The organism is Crenobacter luteus, from assembly GCF_004345725.1.
Lineage (GTDB): Bacteria > Pseudomonadota > Gammaproteobacteria > Burkholderiales > Chromobacteriaceae > Crenobacter > Crenobacter luteus.
In genome coordinates, this window is sequence record NZ_SLXG01000003.1 from 128433 (window position 1) to 146567 (window position 18135).

The following is an 18135-nucleotide window of genomic DNA, read 5'->3' on the forward strand; positions in this document are numbered from 1 at the left end:
TCCTGATGGTTGTGGTGGGGTTCAGTGCTTGTAGTCGGGGCAGAGCCTGTCGAGGCGGCGCAACAGCGCCGGCCACTCGCGCTCGCCCTCGGGCAGCGGGTCGGCGGTCAGTTGGCGGAAGGTCAGCTCGCACACCTCGGGCGTCGGGAAGATCAGCTCGGCACCGCTCGCCTGCGCCAAAAGTTGCATGCGGCAGGCCTTGTCGAGCATGTCCATGATGCAGAACGCCTCGGCGACGGTGCGGCCGGTGACGAGGCTGCCGTGGTTGGAGAGCAGCATGGCTTTACGTTGGCCGAGGTTTTCGATGAGGCGCGCCTTCTCGCTCTCGGTCAGCGCCAGCCCTTCGTAGCGGTGGTAGCCGAGGTCGCCGTAAAAGCGCAGCGCGTGCTGCGACAGCGGCAAGAGGCCGTCCTTTTGCATCGCTACCGCGATCGCCGCTTCGTTGTGCAGGTGCATCACGCACTGCGCGTCGTCGCGCGCCGCGTGTACCGCGCCGTGGATCACGAAGCCGGTCGCGTTCACTTCGAACGGCGTGTCGCCGACGATGTTGCCGGCGAGGTCGATCTTGACGAGGTTGGACGCGGTCACCTCGTCGAACATCAGCCCGAACGGGTTGATCAGGAAGCGGCCGGGTTCGCCCGGCACCGCCAGCGAAATATGCGTATAGATCAGGTCGCCCCAGCCGCGCTCGGCGACCAGCCGGTAGCAGGCGGCGAGGTCGACGCGCGCCTGCCATTCGGCGTCGCTGATGCCGTCGCCGGCGACGCGGCCGGCGGCGTGCGCGAGGCTCAAGGATTCGGTCGTCACGGTCTTGCCTTCAGGGTTAACGATAGGCTGCGATCTTCGCACGTCGCGGCGCGCTTTTCAAAACCGCACCGGGCAAGGCGGGCGACAGGGGGGGCATGGGAAGGAGGGCGCTGAGTCGCTTGACGGCGGGCGCCGGCGCGAACGCGAAACCGACAAGCTTGGCCGAGGCTCGGCCAAGCTTTTGTCCGGTGTGCGGCAGGTGTCACTTGTGGCTCTGGGCGTGGTGCCGCTGCGCCCAGGTCAGCAGCATCAGCATCGCGAACGACATCACGAGCAGCACGGCGGCGAAGGCGTGCGCTTCGGCGAAGTTGAGCTTTTGCGCTTCGTCGTACAGCGCGATCGACGCGACCCGGGTCTGGCCCGGGATGCTGCCGCCGAGCATCAGCACCACGCCGAACTCGCCGAGCGTATGCGCGAAGCTCAGCGTCGCGCCGGTGAGGATGCCGCCGCGCGACGCGCGCACGACGATCTTCCAGAACACCGTGCGCGGCGGCGCGCCGAGCGCGGTGGCGGCCTCGATCAGGCTCTTGTCGACCAGCCGGAATGCGCTCTGGAACGGCTGCACCGCGAACGGCAGGCTGTAGAGCACCGAACCGACCACGAGGCCGCTGAAGGTGAAGGTCAGCTGCGAGCCGAACAGCGCCTGCCAGCTCTGGCCGATGAAGGACTGCGGCGACAGCGCGACCAGCAGGTAGAAGCCGATCACCGTCGGCGGCAGCACGATGGGCAGCGTGACGATGCTTTCGATCACCGCGACATGCAAGCCGCGCGCGTTGTTCAGCCAGCGCGCCAGCGGCAGGCCGACGACCACCAGGATGGTCGTCGTCACCAGCGCCAGCCGCAGCGTCAGCCCCAGCGCGCTCCACAATTCGTCGTGGATCAGCGCCAGCATCGGGTCAGACGCCTTTCTTCTTCGGCAGCATGAAGCCGTACTTCTCGAAGATGGCGCGCGCCTCGGGCGAGCGCAGGTAGGCGATGTACTGGCGGGCGACCGGGTCCTCGCTGCCCTTGTTGGTCAGCACCGCGCCTTGCAGCATCTCGGCGTGCTCGCTGGTCGGGATGAGCTTGTAGCGGCCGACGTTGGCGAGCTTGGGCGACTTGACCAGCGCCAGCGCGACGACGCCGGCGTCGGCGTTGCCGGTCTGCACGAACTGCGCCGTCTGCGAAATGTTCTCGCCGAGCACGAATTTGGGCTGGGCGGTCGCGTACAGCTTGTTGGTCTGCAGGGCCTGGACGGCGGCGACGCCGTAGGGCGCGTGCTCAGGGTTGGCGATCGCGAAGCGCTTGACTTTGGGGTCGTTGACCAGCTTCAGGCCCTTGTTCACGTCCAGGTCGTCGCGTTTGGTCCAGACGACGATCTGGCCGATCGCGTACGGCGTGAGGCTCGCGGCGTCGGCGTAGCCCGACTTGGCCAGTTCGCGCGGGTACTTCATGTCGGCCGACATGTAGACGTGGAACGGCGCGCCGTTCTGGATCTGGGCGAAAAAGTTGCCCGACGAGCCGGCCGACAGCTTGATCTCGGTGTCCTTGGGAGCCTGCTTCATGAAGCTGGCGTTCAGCTCTTCGAGGCAGTAGATCAAGTCGGACGCGGCGGCGATATAGAGCGGCGCGGCCCACGCCGGGGCGGCGAAGGCGGCGCCCATCGTCAACAGCAGCAGGCTTTTCTTGAGGCGGTTTGGCATCTCATCTCCTTGGGTGTTTTCGTTGTGTTGGAGAGTATATAACCGCAGTCGGTGTATTGTGAAGTAAATAACGATGCGTTCACATCGGCACGCCGATGATGACGCTGCTCGGGCTGATCACTGCCGCGACCGCGACGCCGGGCGCCAGCGCGAGCGTCTCGGCCTGCTCGCGGCTCGTCAGGCTGCACAGGCTGGTGCCGCCGGACAGCTCGACCGTCACTTCGCACTCGTCGTGGCCGGCGACGACCGCGCGCACCACGCCGGGCAGCAGGTTGTAGCCGGCGAGGCTGCCGGCGTCGGCCGGCGGCACCAGCGCGACCCAGCCGGCCTTGACCAGCGCGACCACCTCGACGCCCTCGGCCAGACCCAGCCGCTCGCTGCTGGCGTGGGTGAGTTGTGCGAGCAGCCGCTCGCCGCCGGACAGTTCCAGCTCGACCTCGTCGTTGACCTCGCCGCGGCGCAGCGCACGCACGGTGCCGAACAGCTGGTTGCGCGCCGAGGTCCTGACCGCGAACTTCTTCATCAGCGACAGGCAGTCGGCGAAGTCGTCGCCGCCGGCCGACAGCGCCGTCACGAACTGTTGCTGCGCGTGTTCGATCGCGCGGTAGGCCTCGATCAGCCGCTCGCCGCGCGCGGTCAGCCGGGTGCCGCCGCCGTTCTTGCCGCCGGTCTCGCGCACCACCAAGGGTTCGGGCGACAGCTGGTTCATCGCCTCGACGGTGTCCCAGGCCCACTTGTAGCTGCGGCCGATCGCCTTGGCGGCCTGGGTGATCGAGCCGGTTTCGGCGATCGCCGACAACAGCGCGACCTCGGTCGCGCCGGCGAGGCTGGTGTCGCCCTGCTCGAACCAGACGCGGGCGTTGAGTTTGACGGGGGAGGCGGCGGCGGGGTGCGGTGCTTTCATGGCAGAAACGGTTTGCTCAGGGTTGGAAGGGGCGGGGTTCAGCCGAGCTTTTTCAGGTAGGCGGCCAGGCCGCTCATCAGCATCTCGATCGAGATCGCGGTCAACACGAGGCCCATCAGCCGCTCGAGCGCGGCGATCACCTGCTCGCCGAGCAGCTTTTGCAGGCGGCCCGAGGCGAGAAAGACCGCGGTGCTGACCGCCATCGTGATCGTCAGCGCGCCGATCCACTCGGGCATGCGCGCCGGTTCGCGCGTCGACAGCAACAGCACGGTCGCCATCGCCGACGGCCCGGCGATCAGCGGCACCGCGATCGGCACGATGAAGGGCTCGGTGTGGAAGCGGGCGCCGAAGGCGCTTTCCTCGCCGGGAAAGATCATCTTGATCGCGATCAGGAACAGGATCACGCCGCCGGCGACGCGCAACGATTCGTCGGTCAGGTGCATCAGCTCGAGGAAATGCCGGCCGAAGAACAGGAAGGCCAAGAGCACCGCGAACGCGATCAGGCATTCGCGCAGCACCACGCGACGCCGGCGCTCGGGCTTGACCTGCTTGAGCGCGGCGATGAACAGCGGAATGTTGCCCAGGGGGTCGGTGATCAGGATCAGCAGCACGGTGGCCGACCAGAACGACGTTTCCATTGCTCTTCCTCGCGTGTGCGCGGCCGGTGGACAGGCGCCCGGCGCCGTATGGCGTCGCTCAGCCCGCGTCGGCCGGTTTGTCCTTGCGGTTGCTGCCGGCGACCATCGGGATCGCGAACAGCCGGCATTCGAGCGCGCCGTTGTAGAGCGGCACGCGCCGCTTCGGGTTGAGGCGGATCAGCTTGGCCAACCTCAGGTCGCCGGTGAAGAAGTGCGCGGTCCAGCCGGCCCAGTACTGCTTGAGCCAGGCGCCGAGCGAAGGGTAGAGCGCGGCGAGCGCGTCCTGCTCTTCGAGGCGCACGCCGTACGGCGGGTTGGCGACCAGGATGCCGCTGGGCGCCGGCGGGCGCGCGTCGAGCGCGTCCTGCACCTTGAGCCGCACCAGGCCCTTGAGGCCGGCCTGCGCGAGGTTGCGCTCGGCGGTCTCGACCATGCGGCGGTCGCGGTCCGAGCCCCAGATCAGCAGCGGCTCCGGCTCGCGCTCCATCGCCTTGACGACCTTCTTCACCTGCTGCCACTGCGCCGCGTCGAAGTTGGCGAACGCCTCGAAGCCGAAGCGGCGCTTGCGGCCCGGCGCGCGCTGCAACGCGATGTCGGCGGCTTCGACGAGGAAGGTGCCGCTGCCGCACATCGGGTCGACCAGGGGCTGGCTGCCGTCGTAGCCGGCCAGCATCAGGATGCCGGCCGCGAGGTTCTCGCGCAGCGGCGCCTCGCCGGTTTCGCCGCGCCAGCCGCGCTTGAACAGCGGCTCGCCGCTGGTGTCGAGGTAGATCGTCGCGCTGTCGCGCGTCAGGAAGGCCTGTACGCGGATGTCCGGCGCGCGGGTGTCGACGCTCGGGCGCGCGCCGGTGGCGTCGCGGAAGCGGTCGCAGATCGCGTCCTTGATCTTCAGCGATACGAAGTCGAGGCTTTTGACCGGCGCGTTGACGCCGTCGGTCTTGATCTTGAAGGTCTGGTCGAGCGAGAACCACGCCGGCCAGTCGACCTGCTGCGCGAGCTGGTAGACGTCGCGCTCGTTCAGGTAGCGGCCGTGCGCGACGCGCAACAGCACGCGGCTGGCGGTACGGCTTTCGAGGTTGGCGCGCATCATCGTCACGTCGTCGCCGGTGAAGCCGACGCCGCCGTCGACCGGCGCGATGTCGCGGGCGCCGAAGCGGCGCAGTTCGTCGGCGAGCACGGGCTCGAGGCCGCGCGGGCAGGGGGCGAAAAAGTGTTGCGGTTTCAAGCGGCATCCTCCGGGCAATCCCGTATTCTAGCCGGATTCGCCGCCTTGGTCGGCGGCGGGCTTTACGCTACCATCGCCGATTGCCCGGAATTCTGAAGCCATGCTGGAAAACGCCTTCGCCGCACGCCTGATCGCCTGGCAGCAAGAGCACGGCCGGCACGACCTGCCGTGGCAGGTCGCCGACCCGTACCGCGTGTGGCTGTCCGAGATCATGCTGCAGCAGACGCAGGTCGCCACCGTGCTCGACTACTACGCGCGCTTTCTGGCGCGCTTTCCCGACGTGAAAACGTTGGCCGAGGCGCCGCTCGACGACGTGCTCGCCGCCTGGAGCGGGCTCGGCTATTACAGCCGCGCGCGCAACCTGCACAAGGCGGCGCAGCGCGTGATCGACGCCTACGGCGGGGCCTTCCCGGCCTCGCGTACCGAACTGGAAACCTTGCCCGGCGTCGGCCGCTCGACCGCCGCGGCTATCGCCGCGTTCGCCTTCGGCCAACGCGAGGCCATCCTCGACGGCAACGTCAAGCGCGTGCTGACGCGCGCCTTCGGCGTCGCCGGCTTCCCGGGCGAGAAGGCGGTCGAAAAACAGTTGTGGCGCCTGGCCGAGCGGCTGCTGCCGCCAGGCGGCATCCAGGCGTACACGCAGGGCCTGATGGACCTCGGTGCGACCGTTTGCACGCGCGGCAAGCCGGCGTGCACCGTCTGCCCGATGGTCGACGGCTGCGTCGCGGCGCGCGAGGGTCGCACCGCCGAGCTGCCGACGCGCAGGCCGAAAAAGGCGGTGCCGACGCGCGACACGGTGATGCTGCTGCTGACCTGGCGCGACCAGGTCTGGCTCGAGCGCCGGCCGCCGTCGGGCATCTGGGGCGGGCTGCTGTCGCTGCCCGAGTTTTCGACCAGCGCCGAGGCCGAACGATGGGCCGCCACGTTCGGCGACGCCGACGTCGACGCGGCCTGGCCGGAACTCGAGCATGTTTTCACGCACTATCGTTTGATCATCACGCCGCTGCCGGCGCGCCTGACCGATGGCTCGGCCAAGGTCGCGCGCGACGGTAGCGGCGACTGGTGGCCGTTGGCCGAGGCCTGCGACGCCGGGCTGCCCGCGCCGGTCAAGCGGCTCGTGGGCCGGCTGCAAGCGCGGTCCACGGCCTCGTCCTGAACCCGAACCGCCGGTCTTCCGGCCCGTAACGCTATGGTTTCCGTCGTCCGATCCGTTGCCGATACCCTGGCCGACGCCGCCGATCACGGCCGTTGGCTCCAGCAGCTCTCCGCCTCGCACAACGAGTCCGAGCGCGCGCTGCTCACGCGCGCCTACGAGGCCGCCCAGACGCTGTACGCCGGCAAGACGCTCGCGCCGACCGGCGAGGACCTGTTCGACCACGCGGTGGCCGCCGCCGCCATCGTCGCCGACCTCGACCTGTTGCCCGACGCGATCGCCGCGACGCTGTTGTTCGCCGCGCCCGACTGCCGCGACGACTGGCAGGCCTGGCTCGCCAAGACCTTCAACCCGACCGTCGCCGTGCTGGTCGAGGGCGTCAACCGGGTGCGCACGCTGACCGAGTTCGCAAGGCTCGACAAGCTCGCCACCGCCGAGGAGCGCGCGCGCCAGGCCGAGACGATGCGCAAGATGCTCTTGGCGATGGTCGCCGACATCCGCGTGGTGCTGATCAAGCTCGCCTGGCGCACGCAGACCATGCACTACCTGATCCACTGCGACGAGCCGGTGCGGCTGAAGATCGCGCAGGAGACGATGGACATCTTCGCGCCGCTGGCCAACCGGCTCGGCGTCTGGCAGATCAAGTGGGAGCTCGAAGACCTCGCCTTCCGTCACCTGCACCCGGTCGAGTACAAGAAGATCGCCAGGCTGTTGGACGAGCGGCGGCTCGAGCGCATCGACTACATCGGGCGCGTGCTCGGCGCGCTGCGCGAGGAGCTGGCGCGCGCCGGCATCAAGGGCGACGTCGCCGGCCGCCCCAAGCACATCTATTCCATCTGGAAGAAGATGCGCAAGAAGAACCTCGACTTTTCCGAGCTCTACGACATCCGCGCCGTGCGCGTGCTGGTCGACAAGGTCGCCGACTGTTACACCGTGCTCGGCATCGTGCACAGCATCTGGCAGCCGGTGCCGGGCGAGTTCGACGACTACATCTCGCACCCCAAGGCCAACGACTACCGCAGCCTGCACACCGCGGTGATCGGCCCCGAGGACAAGGTGGTCGAGGTGCAGATCCGCACCTTCGAGATGCACGAGCACGCCGAATTCGGCGTCGCCGCGCACTGGCGCTACAAGGAAGGCGGGCGGGGGGACGCCGCCTACGAGGAGAAGATCGCCTGGCTCAGGCAACTGCTCGACTGGCGCGAGGAAGTCGCCGACAGCAACCGCGAGGGCTTGGCCGAGGCATTCCAGACCGAGCTCTTCAGCGACACCGTCTACGTGCTGACGCCGGCGGGCAAGGTGCTGACGCTGCCGGCCGGCGCCACCGCGATCGACTTCGCCTACGCGATCCACACCGACCTCGGCCACCGCTGCCGCGGCGCCAAGATCGAGGGGCAGATCGTACCCTTGTCGACGCCGCTGGAGAACGGCCAGCGCGTCGAGATCCTCGCCGCCAAGGAAGGCGGGCCGTCGGTCAACTGGCTGCACGAGGGCTGGGTCAAGAGTCACCGCGCGATTTCCAAGATCCGCCAGTATGTGCGTCAGCAGAACGCCGACGTGGTGCGCGAGACCGGTCGCCAGCTGTTCGACAAGGAGCTGGCGCGCCACCCCGGCGTGCAGCCCAATCTGCAGGCGCTGGCCGAGAAGCTCGGCTTTGCGCGGCTCGACGAGCTTTACGGCGCGCTCGGCCACGGCGAGCTCACCTTGCGCGCGGTGGCGCAGGCGATCGCCAGCTTCGCGCCGCCGCCGCCGGCCGACGTCGCGCCCGAGGACATCGTCCACCGCAGCCGCGGCGGCCACGACGCCGGCGGCATCCTGATCGAGGGCGTCGACAACCTGATGACGGTGCTGGCCAAGTGCTGCAAGCCGGCGCCGCCCGACGCAGTGGCGGGATTCGTCACCAAGGGGCGCGGCATCTCGATCCACCGCGCCGGCTGCACCACGCTCAAGCGGCTGTCGGCCGACGCGCCCGAACGGCTGATCGCCGCCGACTGGGGCGAGCAGAAGAACAGCGTGTTCCCGATCGACCTCGAAGTGCTGGCGCGCGACCGCAACGGCCTGTTGCGCGACATCTCCGACGTGCTGTCGCGCGACAAGCTCAACGTGATCGCGGTCAACACGCTGTCGCGCGACCTGAAGGCGCGCATGCGTTTCACCGTCGAGGTCAGGAGCGTGACCGACCTGTCGCGGGTATTGGCCCATGTGATGGAGGTCAACGGCGTGCTCGAGGTGCGGCGCGTCTGAAACCGGGCGGCCGCCGCAAACGCCGCGCCGGGCGGGATTGCTGCAAGTGCTTGGACTGGCAGGGAAATCCTTGCTTTATGGGGTTTTCCCGGATGTTGCGCCGCGCATACTGCACTGCACAAAAATCTTGCCAAGATTATTACGCTCGCCAATAATTGGCATTGCATCAGGACGTGGCACGCACCGTGTGCGTTTTGGTGTTGTCTCCTCCATCCTCCTTCCATAAGGTGGAACTTGGCGCAATCGGCCCCGTCCGGTTGCGCGTTTTTTTATCCGCCGTCCGGCCTTTGTCGTCCCGGTTTTTGCTTGTCCCACAATGGTTTGACAGGTCCAACCCCCTGTAATAGAATCCGGAACTTTCAAGAATTACGATGGAAGAGTTCCATGAAGACCTTTTCTGCCAAGCCGCATGAGGTTAAGCGCGAGTGGTTCGTGGTCGATGCAACCGACAAGGTGCTCGGCCGTGTCGCTGCTGAAGTCGCCCGTCGTCTGCGCGGCAAGCACAAGCCGGAATTTACCCCGCACGTGGACACCGGCGACTACATCGTCGTGATCAACGCCGACAAGCTGCGCGTGACCGGTGCCAAGGCTCAGGACAAGAAATACTACCGTCACTCGGGTTACCCGGGTGGTATCTACGAGCGCTCGTTCACCGAAATGCAGAACCAGTTCCCGGAACGCGTTCTGGAAAAAGCGGTGAAGGGCATGCTGCCGAAAGGCCCGCTCGGCTACGCCATGATCAAGAAGCTCAAGGTGTACGCCGGTGGCGAACATCCGCACGCCGCCCAGCAGCCGCAAGTGCTGGAATTCTGATTTCTGAGGCAAGAAGATGAACGGTAAATACTACTACGGCACCGGCCGCCGCAAGAGCTCCGTCGCTCGCGTGTTCATGCAGAAGGGCACCGGCCAGATCATCGTCAACGGCAAGCCGGTCGACGAATACTTCGCCCGCGAAACCGGCCGCATGGTGATCCGCCAGCCGCTGGCGCTGACCGAAAACCTCGAGTCCTTCGACATCAAGGTGAACGTGGTCGGCGGCGGCGAAACCGGCCAGTCCGGCGCCATCCGTCACGGCATCACCCGCGCGCTGATCGACTACAACGCCGACCTCAAGCCGGCCCTGTCGAACGCCGGCTTCGTGACCCGCGACGCTCGTGAAGTCGAGCGTAAGAAAGTCGGTCTGCGCAAAGCCCGCCGCGCCAAGCAGTTCTCCAAGCGTTAATTCGCGATGGATTCCCCAAAAAGCCGCCCTTCGAGGCGGCTTTTTTGTCGCTTGCGCGCCGCCGCCGCCGTCCTTACCATGTCGTTTTTGCGACACGGATTTACAGGAAGGAACGTGGCATGATCAAGGTCGGCATCGTGGGCGGGACCGGTTACACCGGCGTGGAGTTGTTGCGTCTTTTGGCTGGCCATCCGGACGCCGAGGTGGTCGCGGTGACGTCGCGCAAGGAAGCCGGCATGAAGGTGGCCGAGATGTTCCCGAGCCTGCGCGGCCGCGTCGACGTCGCGTTCTCGACGCCGGAAGAGGCCAAGCTGACCGAGTGCGACGTGGTGTTCTTCGCCACCCCGCACGGCGTGGCGATGGCGCAGGCGCGCGAGTTGCTGGAGGCCGGCGTCAAGGTGATCGACCTGGCGGCCGACTTCCGTCTGAAGGATGCGGCCGAGTTCCAGAAGTGGTACGCGATGGAGCACAGCTGCACCGATCTGTTGGCCGAGGCGGTGTACGGTCTGCCCGAGGTGAACCGCGACGCGATCAAGGCCGCACGCCTGATCGGCATGGCCGGCTGCTACCCGACCTCGGTGCAACTGGGTTTGCTGCCGCTGCTCGAGGGCGGCAAGCGGCTGATCGACACCCAGACGCTGATCGCCGACTGCAAGTCGGGCGTGTCCGGCGCCGGCCGCAAGGCCGAGGTCGGCACGCTGTTGGCCGAGGCCGGCGACAACTTCAAGGCCTACGCGGTCAAGGGCCACCGCCACAGCCCCGAAATCGAGCAGGGCCTGTCGGCGATCCACGGCGCGCCGGTCAGGCTGACCTTCGTGCCGCACCTGACGCCGATGATCCGCGGCATTCACTCGACGATCTACGCGCGCATCACCCCGGAAGGCCGCGACACCGACTTCCAGGCGCTGTTCGAGGCGCGCTTCGCCGGCGAACCGTTCGTCGACGTGCTGCCGGCCGGCAGCCACCCGGAAACGCGCTCGGTGCGCGGCTCGAACACCGCGCGCATCGCGGTGCACCGGCCGGGTAACGGCGACCTCTTGATCGTGCTGGTGGTCGAGGACAACCTCGTCAAGGGCGCGTCCGGCCAGGCGGTGCAGGTGATGAACCTGATGTTCGGCCAGCCGGAGACGGCCGGCCTCGATATCGTGCCGCTGTTGCCGTGATCTTGAACACTCGCCAGCCGACCCAATATCCGACTAAAATACTAGGGTGATTCCGGGCGGCGGGCGTTTCGCCCCCGCCGGATGTAATGCGAGGTAAACACATGAATGCAGCGACCGAGATGCCGTCCCCGATCAACTTTACCGACAGCGCCTGCGCCAAGGTGCGCGACCTGATTGCAGAGGAAGGCAATCCGGATCTGAAGCTGCGCGTGTTCGTCACCGGCGGTGGCTGTTCCGGCTTCCAGTACGGCTTCACCTTCGACGAGATCGTCAACGAGGACGACACGCCGATCGAGCGCGACGGCGTGACCTTCCTCGTCGATCCGATGAGCTACCAGTACCTGGTCGGCGCCGAGATCGACTACCAGGAGAGCCTCGAAGGCTCGCAGTTCGTGATCAAGAACCCGAACGCCCAGACCACCTGCGGCTGTGGTTCGTCGTTCTCGGTGTGATCGCCGTCTGAAACGTCAAAGCCCGGGCCTGGCGGCCCGGGTTTTTTTTGTCGCGAGGTGCCATGGACAAACTGCCGCCGATTCATCTGCCCAGGATCGAGTTCAACCGCGAGTTCAGCTTTTCGGACGCCGACTTCGAGCGCATCCGCAAGCTGATCCACAAGGAAGCCGGCATCGCGCTGAATCCGTCGAAGAAGGACATGGTCTACGGCCGGCTGGTGCGGCGCATCCGTGAGCTCAAGCTGCCGGGCTTTTCCGCCTACGTCGACCACCTGGAATCGTACGCCGGCAAGCGCGAGTTCGAGCTGTTCGTCAACGCGCTGACCACCAACCTGACCTTCTTCTTCCGCGAGGAGCACCATTTTCCGCTGTTGGCCGAGCACCTGAGGGCGCGCGTGGCCGCCGGCGAGCGCGAGCTGTCGATCTGGTGCGCGGCGTCGTCGACCGGCGAGGAGCCCTACTCGCTGGCGATCGCCGCGCTCGAGGCCTTCCCGCTCGGCGCGCGTCCGGCGATCAGCATCCTCGCCACCGACCTCGACACCCACGTGCTCGAAGTCGGTCGCCAGGGCGTCTATTCGGCCGACAAGGTCGCGCGGCTGCCGGCCGGCTACGCGGCCAAGTACTTCGACAGGCTGCCCGACGGCAACCACCAGGCCAAGCCGGCGCTCAGGAGCCTGATCACCTTCCAGCGGCTGAACCTGGTCGACGGTGCGTGGCCGGTGCGCCGGCCCTTCGACGCGATCTTCTGCCGCAACGTGATGATCTACTTCGACCGCGATACCCAGTTCGCGGTGCTCAAGAAGTTCGTGCCGCTGATGAAGCCCGACGGGCTGCTGTTCGTCGGCCACTCGGAGAATTTCTTCTTCGCGTCCGACTACCTGCGCCTGCGCGGCAAGACGGTGTACGAGCTGGCGAAGAAACCGCGCTGAACGCCGGGCTTGAAGCGCGCGGCGCCGAGGGCTTACCATCGGTGCACAAAAAACGGGCGGGCCGGTCGGCCCGCTTTTTCGTGGAGACAGAAGCAAGATGAAGGTGGTGGTTCTCGGCTCGGGCATCGTCGGCGTCTCGACGGCCTGGTTCCTGGCGCGCGACGGCCACGAGGTGACGGTGATAGACCGCGCCAGCGGCCCGGCGCGCGAGACCAGTTTCGCCAACGGCGGGCAGATTTCGGTCAGCCAGTCCGAGCCGTGGGCGCAGCCGGACGTGCCGTGGAAGGTGCTCAAGTGGCTGTTCCGCGAGGATGCGCCGCTGTTGTACCGGCCGATGTTCGATCCGGCGCAGTGGGCGTTCTGCCTGCGCTTTCTCAACGAGTGCCGCCCGAGCCGCGCCGAGGCGAACATGCGCCAGATTCTCGCGCTCGGCCGCTTCAGTCGCGCCACCTTCGACCTCATCCGCGCCGAAACCGGGCTGGCGTTCGATCACCGCGAGCGCGGCATCGTGTCGATCTTCCTGTCGCAGCAGGAGCTCGACGCCGCGGCGCACGCCGCCGCGGTGATGGCCGAGTTCGGCATCGACAAGAAGGTGGTGTCGCGCGACGAGATGGTCGCGATCGAGCCGGCGCTCGCGGGCTACTCGGCCAACGTCGTCGGCGCGACCTATTGCGAGAGCGACCAGTCGGGCGACGTGCACCGCTTCACCTGCGGCCTGGCCGGCTTGGCCGAGGCCGCGGGCGTCGAATTTCGCTTCTCGACCCGCGTCAACGCGCTCTTGGCCGAGGGGGGCGACATCGCCGGCGTGTCGGTCACCGGGCCGGACGGTGCGTTCGCGACGGTGACGGCCGACGCCTACGTGCTCGCGCTCGGCAGCCATAGCCCGTTGGTGGCGCGCACCGCCGGGCTGTCGCTGCCGATCTACCCGGCCAAGGGTTATTCGGCGACGCTGCCGGTGATTGACGCCGGCGCCGCGCCGACCGCCAGCCTGACCGACGAGAGCTACAAGATCGTGATGTCGCGCCTCGGCGAGCGCCTGCGCATCGCCGGCACCGCCGAACTGGCCGGTTACTCGTCGACGCTGAACCCGGTACGCTGCCGGCTGCTGGTCGAGCGCGCGCGGACGATCTTCCCCGGCGCCTGCGACTGGGACGCCGCGCAGTTCTGGACCGGCCTGCGCCCGGCGACGCCGGGCAACGTGCCGCTGATCGGCCGCACGCGCTATCCGCGCCTGTGGCTCAACACCGGCCACGGCACGCTGGGCTGGACCGAAGGGCCGGGCTCGGGTCGCGCGCTCGCCGAGCTGATCGCCGGGCGCGACCCGGGCATCGCCTTCCATTTCCAGGGCTGCTGAGTTCGGCCAAGCTTTTGGCGTGCCCGAGTCGGGCCCCATTCCTTCGACAGGATGTCTACGATGCAACAACTGACCCCTTACGAACTGCTCGGTGGCGCCGGCGTGGTGCGCTGGCTGAGCGACCGCTTCTACGACATCATGGACGCCGAGCCGGCGGTCAAGCCGCTGCGCGACATGCACCCGGCCGACCTGACCGCTTCGCGCGAGAAGCTCTACATGTTCCTGTCCGGCTGGCTCGGCGGCCCGCCGCTCTATATGCAGGCCCACGGCCATCCGCGTCTGCGCGCGCGACACCTGCCGTTTCCGATCGACGAGGCGGCGCGCGACCAGTGGATGTACTGTATGAAGAAGGCGGTCGACGAACTGCTCTGCGAGGACGAGCTCAAGGCCAAGCTTATCGAGGCGTTCTATGGCACTGCCGATTTCATGCGCAATCGTTAAGTATTCGATTGATTTTCATGTAAGAAAAGTCTGAAAAAAAGTCTTGCATTGCAGCCGGGGTCGTCCATGCTGAAGTGCTAGGCGCAAGTTTTCGTGCGCTGTTCCTCTTCAGAGGAGGTGTCGTATGAAAACCGTCAGGCTGTTACTCAAAACGATGGCGCTGCTATGGGCAGTGCCCGCTTGGGCGGTCGGTTGTCCGCCCGAGGCTTGGATGTGCGCGTCGCCGGGCAGCGGCTTCTCGCCGGATGCGTCGTCCATGGTCCAGAAGGAATCCCCCTTGCTGATCGGCGGGGGCGGGCGTTTCGCGCTGGAGAAAATCGACGACGGGAGCCGTTTCGGTTTGCGGCCCAGTTTCAGGCTAGGGGAAAACGGGCGCTTGTCGCTCCGGGTGGGGAAGGCGAAAACCGAGTTGCGCATGAAATGGACTTACTAACGACAATGCCGTAACAAGCCTGCCGACATGCGAACGGGCAAGCCGCGAGGCTTGCCCGTTTTGTCGTCGATGGCGCGCGCTTCAGTGTGGCCGGTGGCCGCGCTCTATCATCACGCCGACGCGCTTGACGCCCGGCAGGATGCCGAGCTTGGTGACCGCGACGCGCACCCACGGCGCGCCGAACTCCTCGCGGATCACCTTGGCGATGTACTCGGCCAGCGCTTCGATCAGCAGGAAGTGCTGCTCGGCGAGCGCGCGGCGCAGCCGGTCGACCACCACGCCGTAGTGGATGGTGTCGCCGATGTTGTCGGTATGGCAGGGGACTTCGCTCGGGATGCCGATTTCCAGGTCGAGCTCGATCGCCTGGGGGGCCTGGCGCTCCCACTCGTATACGCCGATGATGGTGTCGGCCCGCACCTCGCGCAGGAAGATGATGTCCATGAGTCTGCGGCGCTTGGGAAATCGCCGCGTGATACCGTAGAATCCAAAGCCTTGTATTTTATTGGATTCGCCATAAGCATGATAGCGTTTGTTGTTGCCGCCTATTTGATCGGCTCCCTGTCCTTCGCCGTGATCGTCAGCAAGGCCATGGGCATGGCCGATCCGCGTTCCTACGGCTCGGGCAACCCCGGCGCCACCAATGTGCTGCGCAGCGGCAACAAGCTTGCGGCCTTGTTGACCCTGCTCGGCGACGGCCTGAAAGGCTGGGTCGCAGTCGCGCTGTCCGCCCACTTCGCGCCGCGCCACGGTCTCGACGCGCAGGCGGTGGCGGCGGCGGGCCTCGCGGTGCTGGCCGGCCACATGTGGCCGCTGTTCTTCGGTTTCAAGGGCGGCAAGGGCGTCGCGACCGCGGTCGGCGTGTTGCTCGGTTTCTCGCCGTGGCTGGCGCTGGCCGCCGCGGCGACCTGGCTGTTCGTCGCCGTCGTGCTGCGGATCTCGTCGCTGTCGGCGCTGGTCGCGGCGCTGCTGAGCCCGGTGTACGCCTACTTCATCGTCGGCCCGCAGAGCGTGTTCTTCGGCGCGACGCTGGTGATCGCCTTCCTGGTGCTGCACCGTCACAAGTCGAACATGCTGAAACTGCTGAGCGGGCAGGAGGGCAAGATCGGCGACAAGGCCGACGGCGACGCCAAGCATCAGTAGCCATTCGTGGCAAGGAACAACGCCGACCCCAGGGTCGGCGTTTTCGCATCCCTCGACGTTGGCCGAGCCGGCTCAGGCCTCGGACAATACCCGCAGGTGCGCGACCACGCTGCGCGCGAGCGCCGACAGCTCGTAGCCGCCCTCGAGCACCGACACGATGCGGCCTTGGCAGTGGCGCGCGGCGAGCGCGGCCAGCTGGCGCGTCACCCATTCGTAGTCGGCCTCGACCAGGCCGAGCGAACCCATGTCGTCCTCGCGGTGCGCGTCGAAGCCTGCCGACACGAACAGCATCTGCGGCCGGAACGCGTCGAGCGCCGGCAGCCAGTGCGCCTCGACCGCCGCGCGGAAGGCGTCGCCCTTGCTGCCGGCCTTCAGCGGCACGTTGCACATGTTCGGCCCGAGCGGCGTGTCGCCCGAGTAGGGGTAGAACGGATGCTGGAAGGTCGACACCATCAGCACGCGCGGGTCGTCCTTGAAGATCTCCTCGGTGCCGTTGCCGTGGTGTACGTCGAAGTCGACGATGGCCACCCGTTCGAGCCGGTGCTGCGCCAGCGCGTGCGCGGCGCCGACCGCGACGTTGTTGAAGAAGCAGAAACCCATCGAGCGCGCGCTCTCGGCGTGGTGGCCTGGCGGGCGCACCGCGCAGAAGGCGTTCGGCGCGGCGCCGCCCAGCACGAGGTCGACCGCGCGTACCACCGCGCCGGCGGCGCGGCGCGCGGCCGGCAGCGTGCCGGGCGACATCGCGGTGTCGGGGTCGAGCCGGAAGGTGCCGACCGAGGGCGCGCAGGATTCGAGGTAGTCGACGTAGCCGGGCGAATGCACGCGCGCCAGCTGCTCGCGCGTCACCTCGGGCGCCTCGACCTCGTCGAGGAAGTCGAACAGCTGCGCGGCCATCAGCTGGTCGCGGATCGCCGTCAGTCGTTCGGGGCATTCGGGATGGCCGACGCCCATATTGTGCTTCAGACAGTCGGGGTGGGAGAGGTAAGCGGTCATGCCGGTTCGCTGCCAACGGTTCCTGAGCCAGGTGAACATGATTCCTCGTCGCCGTCACGGGCGGCGTCGGCGCGTCGCTGCGGGTGGGCGCTGCGATTCGGAAGGCGTGAATCGCTTGGGCGCGACGGCCATGACTTATGATTATCGTCCCCGCCAGTGTGCGCGCGACCGTGTCGAAATGCAATCGGTGGGCGGATCGCCGACAACGGAATTCGCGGATGTCGACGGCGCTGCTCGCGTGGCGCCATCGGCTGTCGAGGATGCGTCCGGCGTCGGCGTGCGGCCGCTGGCAGCGGCAAGGCGTCGTTGAGACGCGCGAAGCGGCCGCCACGAAAAAACCCCGCTTCGCGGGGTTTGGCCGTGCACGGGCGGCAGGCTAGAACAGGAAGTCCTTGGCGATGCCCTTGCGGCGCAGGATGCGGCGCAGCTGTTCGAGGCCCTCGATCTGGATCTGGCGTACACGCTCGCGCGTCAGTCCCAGCGCGGCGGCCAGTTCCTCGAGCGTACAGATTTCGTGGCCGTTCAGGCCGTAGCGACGCTCGATTACCAGCCGTTGCTTCTCGTTCAGTTGGCCGAGCCATTCCTGCACGTAGCGTTCGAGCTGCGCGTTGTGCAACTGGATCTCGGGCTCCTCGTACTGCTCGTCGGGGATGGATTCGCCGATCGACAGCATCGGGTCGATGTCGAGCGGCGCGTCGAGCGAGGCCATGCGCTCGTTGAGCGACATCACGCGGCGTACTTCGTCGGGCGTCTTGCCGACCAAGTGGGCGATTTCCTCGATGGTCGGCTCGCGGCCGGCCTGCGCTTCGAGGTGGCGCGAGGCCCTCAGGTAGACGTTGAGTTCTTTGATCACGTGCACCGGCAAGCGGATCGTGCGCGACTGGTTCATGATCGCGCGCTCGATGCTCTGGCGGATCCACCAGGTCGCGTAGGTCGAGAAACGGAAGCCGCGTTCCGGGTCGAACTTCTCGAGCGCGTGCATCAGACCGATATTGCCTTCCTCGATCAGGTCGAGCAGCGCGAGGCCGCGGTTGATGTAGTGCTTGGCGATGTTCACCACCAGCCGAAGATTGTGCTCGATCATCTTCTGGCGGGCTTCGAAGTCGCCGGCGACGACCCGGCGCGACAGCGCCAGCTCCTCGGCGGGGGTCAGCAGGGCGTTGTTGCCGATGTCGTTGAGGTAGATCTGCGTGACGTCGGCGACTTCCTCGTAGGCGCGGACCTTCTCGCCGCCTTCGTCGCCGTCGCCTTCGGCCTCGCCGTCGGCGCGGCCTTCTTCCGCTTCCTCTTCGACGACAACGTCATCATCGTCCAGGGTTTCGATGTCGTTGCTCATGGCTCCCCCCGCTGTTAAG

The 18135-nt window shown here is 67.1% G+C and carries 20 protein-coding genes; 11 read left to right on the top strand and 9 right to left on the bottom strand.

The genetic code is table 11. The annotated features are described in order from the left end of the window. Positions 1-21: 21 nt before the first annotated feature. The 6 genes from EV683_RS03175 to EV683_RS03200 form a co-directional block, all read right to left on the bottom strand. The gene (locus EV683_RS03175) at positions 22-807 is read right to left on the bottom strand and encodes a class II aldolase/adducin family protein (RefSeq protein ID WP_207910389.1); all 786 of its coding nucleotides are present in this window, start codon (positions 805-807) and stop codon (positions 22-24) included. A gap of 202 nt (positions 808-1009) precedes the next feature. After that, a complete protein-coding gene (gene modB, locus EV683_RS03180; protein ID WP_131861804.1) occupies positions 1010-1699 on the bottom strand; it encodes a molybdate ABC transporter permease subunit in 690 nt (229 codons plus the stop codon). Positions 1700-1703: 4 nt separating this feature from the next. Then, the gene (gene modA / locus EV683_RS03185; RefSeq protein WP_066611858.1) at positions 1704-2489 is read right to left on the bottom strand and encodes a molybdate ABC transporter substrate-binding protein; all 786 of its coding nucleotides are present in this window, start codon (positions 2487-2489) and stop codon (positions 1704-1706) included. 79 nt (positions 2490-2568) lie between these two features. Further along, positions 2569-3393, bottom strand: coding sequence for a TOBE domain-containing protein (locus EV683_RS03190; protein ID WP_131861805.1), 825 nt, complete (start codon positions 3391-3393; stop codon positions 2569-2571). Between the two features lie 38 nt (positions 3394-3431). Further along, positions 3432-4031, bottom strand: a complete 600-nt coding sequence (locus EV683_RS03195) for a MarC family protein (RefSeq protein WP_131861806.1) — start codon at positions 4029-4031, stop codon at positions 3432-3434. Between the two features lie 58 nt (positions 4032-4089). Next, a complete protein-coding gene (locus tag EV683_RS03200) occupies positions 4090-5256 on the bottom strand; it encodes a THUMP domain-containing class I SAM-dependent RNA methyltransferase (RefSeq protein WP_207910390.1) in 1167 nt (388 codons plus the stop codon). A 100-nt stretch (positions 5257-5356) separates the two neighbouring features. Between EV683_RS03200 and mutY the strand changes: the two genes are divergently transcribed. The 10 genes from mutY to EV683_RS03250 all read left to right on the top strand — a co-directional run bounded on the left by mutY (position 5357) and on the right by EV683_RS03250 (position 14647). Continuing rightward, positions 5357-6412, top strand: coding sequence for an A/G-specific adenine glycosylase (gene mutY / locus EV683_RS03205; RefSeq protein WP_207910391.1), 1056 nt, complete (start codon positions 5357-5359; stop codon positions 6410-6412). Positions 6413-6445: 33 nt separating this feature from the next. After that, on the top strand, positions 6446-8653 hold the full coding sequence (locus EV683_RS03210) for a RelA/SpoT family protein (RefSeq protein ID WP_131861808.1): 2208 nt from the start codon (positions 6446-6448) through the stop codon (positions 8651-8653). 384 nt (positions 8654-9037) lie between these two features. Continuing rightward, entirely contained in the window at positions 9038-9466 is a 429-nt protein-coding gene (gene rplM, locus EV683_RS03215) for a 50S ribosomal protein L13 (RefSeq protein WP_066611851.1), read from the top strand. Between the two features lie 16 nt (positions 9467-9482). Beyond that, complete coding sequence (rpsI, locus tag EV683_RS03220) at positions 9483-9875, top strand: 30S ribosomal protein S9 (protein ID WP_066611849.1); 393 nt, start codon at positions 9483-9485, stop codon at positions 9873-9875. Positions 9876-9994: 119 nt separating this feature from the next. Next, complete coding sequence (gene argC, locus EV683_RS03225) at positions 9995-11038, top strand: N-acetyl-gamma-glutamyl-phosphate reductase (protein ID WP_131861809.1); 1044 nt, start codon at positions 9995-9997, stop codon at positions 11036-11038. A 101-nt stretch (positions 11039-11139) separates the two neighbouring features. Continuing rightward, complete coding sequence (erpA, locus tag EV683_RS03230) at positions 11140-11490, top strand: iron-sulfur cluster insertion protein ErpA (RefSeq protein ID WP_066611846.1); 351 nt, start codon at positions 11140-11142, stop codon at positions 11488-11490. A gap of 62 nt (positions 11491-11552) precedes the next feature. Then, the gene (locus tag EV683_RS03235; protein ID WP_131861810.1) at positions 11553-12419 is read left to right on the top strand and encodes a CheR family methyltransferase; all 867 of its coding nucleotides are present in this window, start codon (positions 11553-11555) and stop codon (positions 12417-12419) included. 97 nt (positions 12420-12516) lie between these two features. Further along, positions 12517-13773 (top strand): D-amino acid dehydrogenase, encoded by a 1257-nt coding sequence (locus EV683_RS03240; RefSeq protein ID WP_131861811.1) that lies wholly within the window; start codon positions 12517-12519, stop codon positions 13771-13773. 60 nt (positions 13774-13833) lie between these two features. Beyond that, positions 13834-14214 (top strand): group II truncated hemoglobin, encoded by a 381-nt coding sequence (locus EV683_RS03245; protein ID WP_131861812.1) that lies wholly within the window; start codon positions 13834-13836, stop codon positions 14212-14214. 124 nt (positions 14215-14338) lie between these two features. After that, positions 14339-14647 carry a hypothetical protein gene (locus EV683_RS03250; protein ID WP_131861813.1) on the top strand — a complete coding sequence of 103 codons (309 nt, stop codon included), beginning with the start codon at positions 14339-14341 and terminating at the stop codon, positions 14645-14647. A gap of 81 nt (positions 14648-14728) precedes the next feature. Here the strand turns inward: EV683_RS03250 and EV683_RS03255 are convergent, their stop codons facing one another. Then, complete coding sequence (locus EV683_RS03255) at positions 14729-15088, bottom strand: dihydroneopterin aldolase (RefSeq protein ID WP_066611838.1); 360 nt, start codon at positions 15086-15088, stop codon at positions 14729-14731. 78 nt (positions 15089-15166) lie between these two features. Between EV683_RS03255 and plsY the strand changes: the two genes are divergently transcribed. Beyond that, positions 15167-15787: a glycerol-3-phosphate 1-O-acyltransferase PlsY gene (plsY, locus tag EV683_RS03260; protein ID WP_131861814.1), complete on the top strand. Its 621-nt coding sequence runs from the start codon at positions 15167-15169 to the stop codon at positions 15785-15787. A gap of 72 nt (positions 15788-15859) precedes the next feature. Here the strand turns inward: plsY and EV683_RS03265 are convergent, their stop codons facing one another. Both EV683_RS03265 and rpoS read right to left on the bottom strand, forming a co-directional pair. Further along, on the bottom strand, positions 15860-16819 hold the full coding sequence (locus EV683_RS03265) for a histone deacetylase family protein (RefSeq protein ID WP_131861815.1): 960 nt from the start codon (positions 16817-16819) through the stop codon (positions 15860-15862). A gap of 337 nt (positions 16820-17156) precedes the next feature. Continuing rightward, a complete protein-coding gene (gene rpoS / locus EV683_RS03270; protein ID WP_066611827.1) occupies positions 17157-18116 on the bottom strand; it encodes an RNA polymerase sigma factor RpoS in 960 nt (319 codons plus the stop codon). Positions 18117-18135 lie beyond the last annotated feature (19 nt).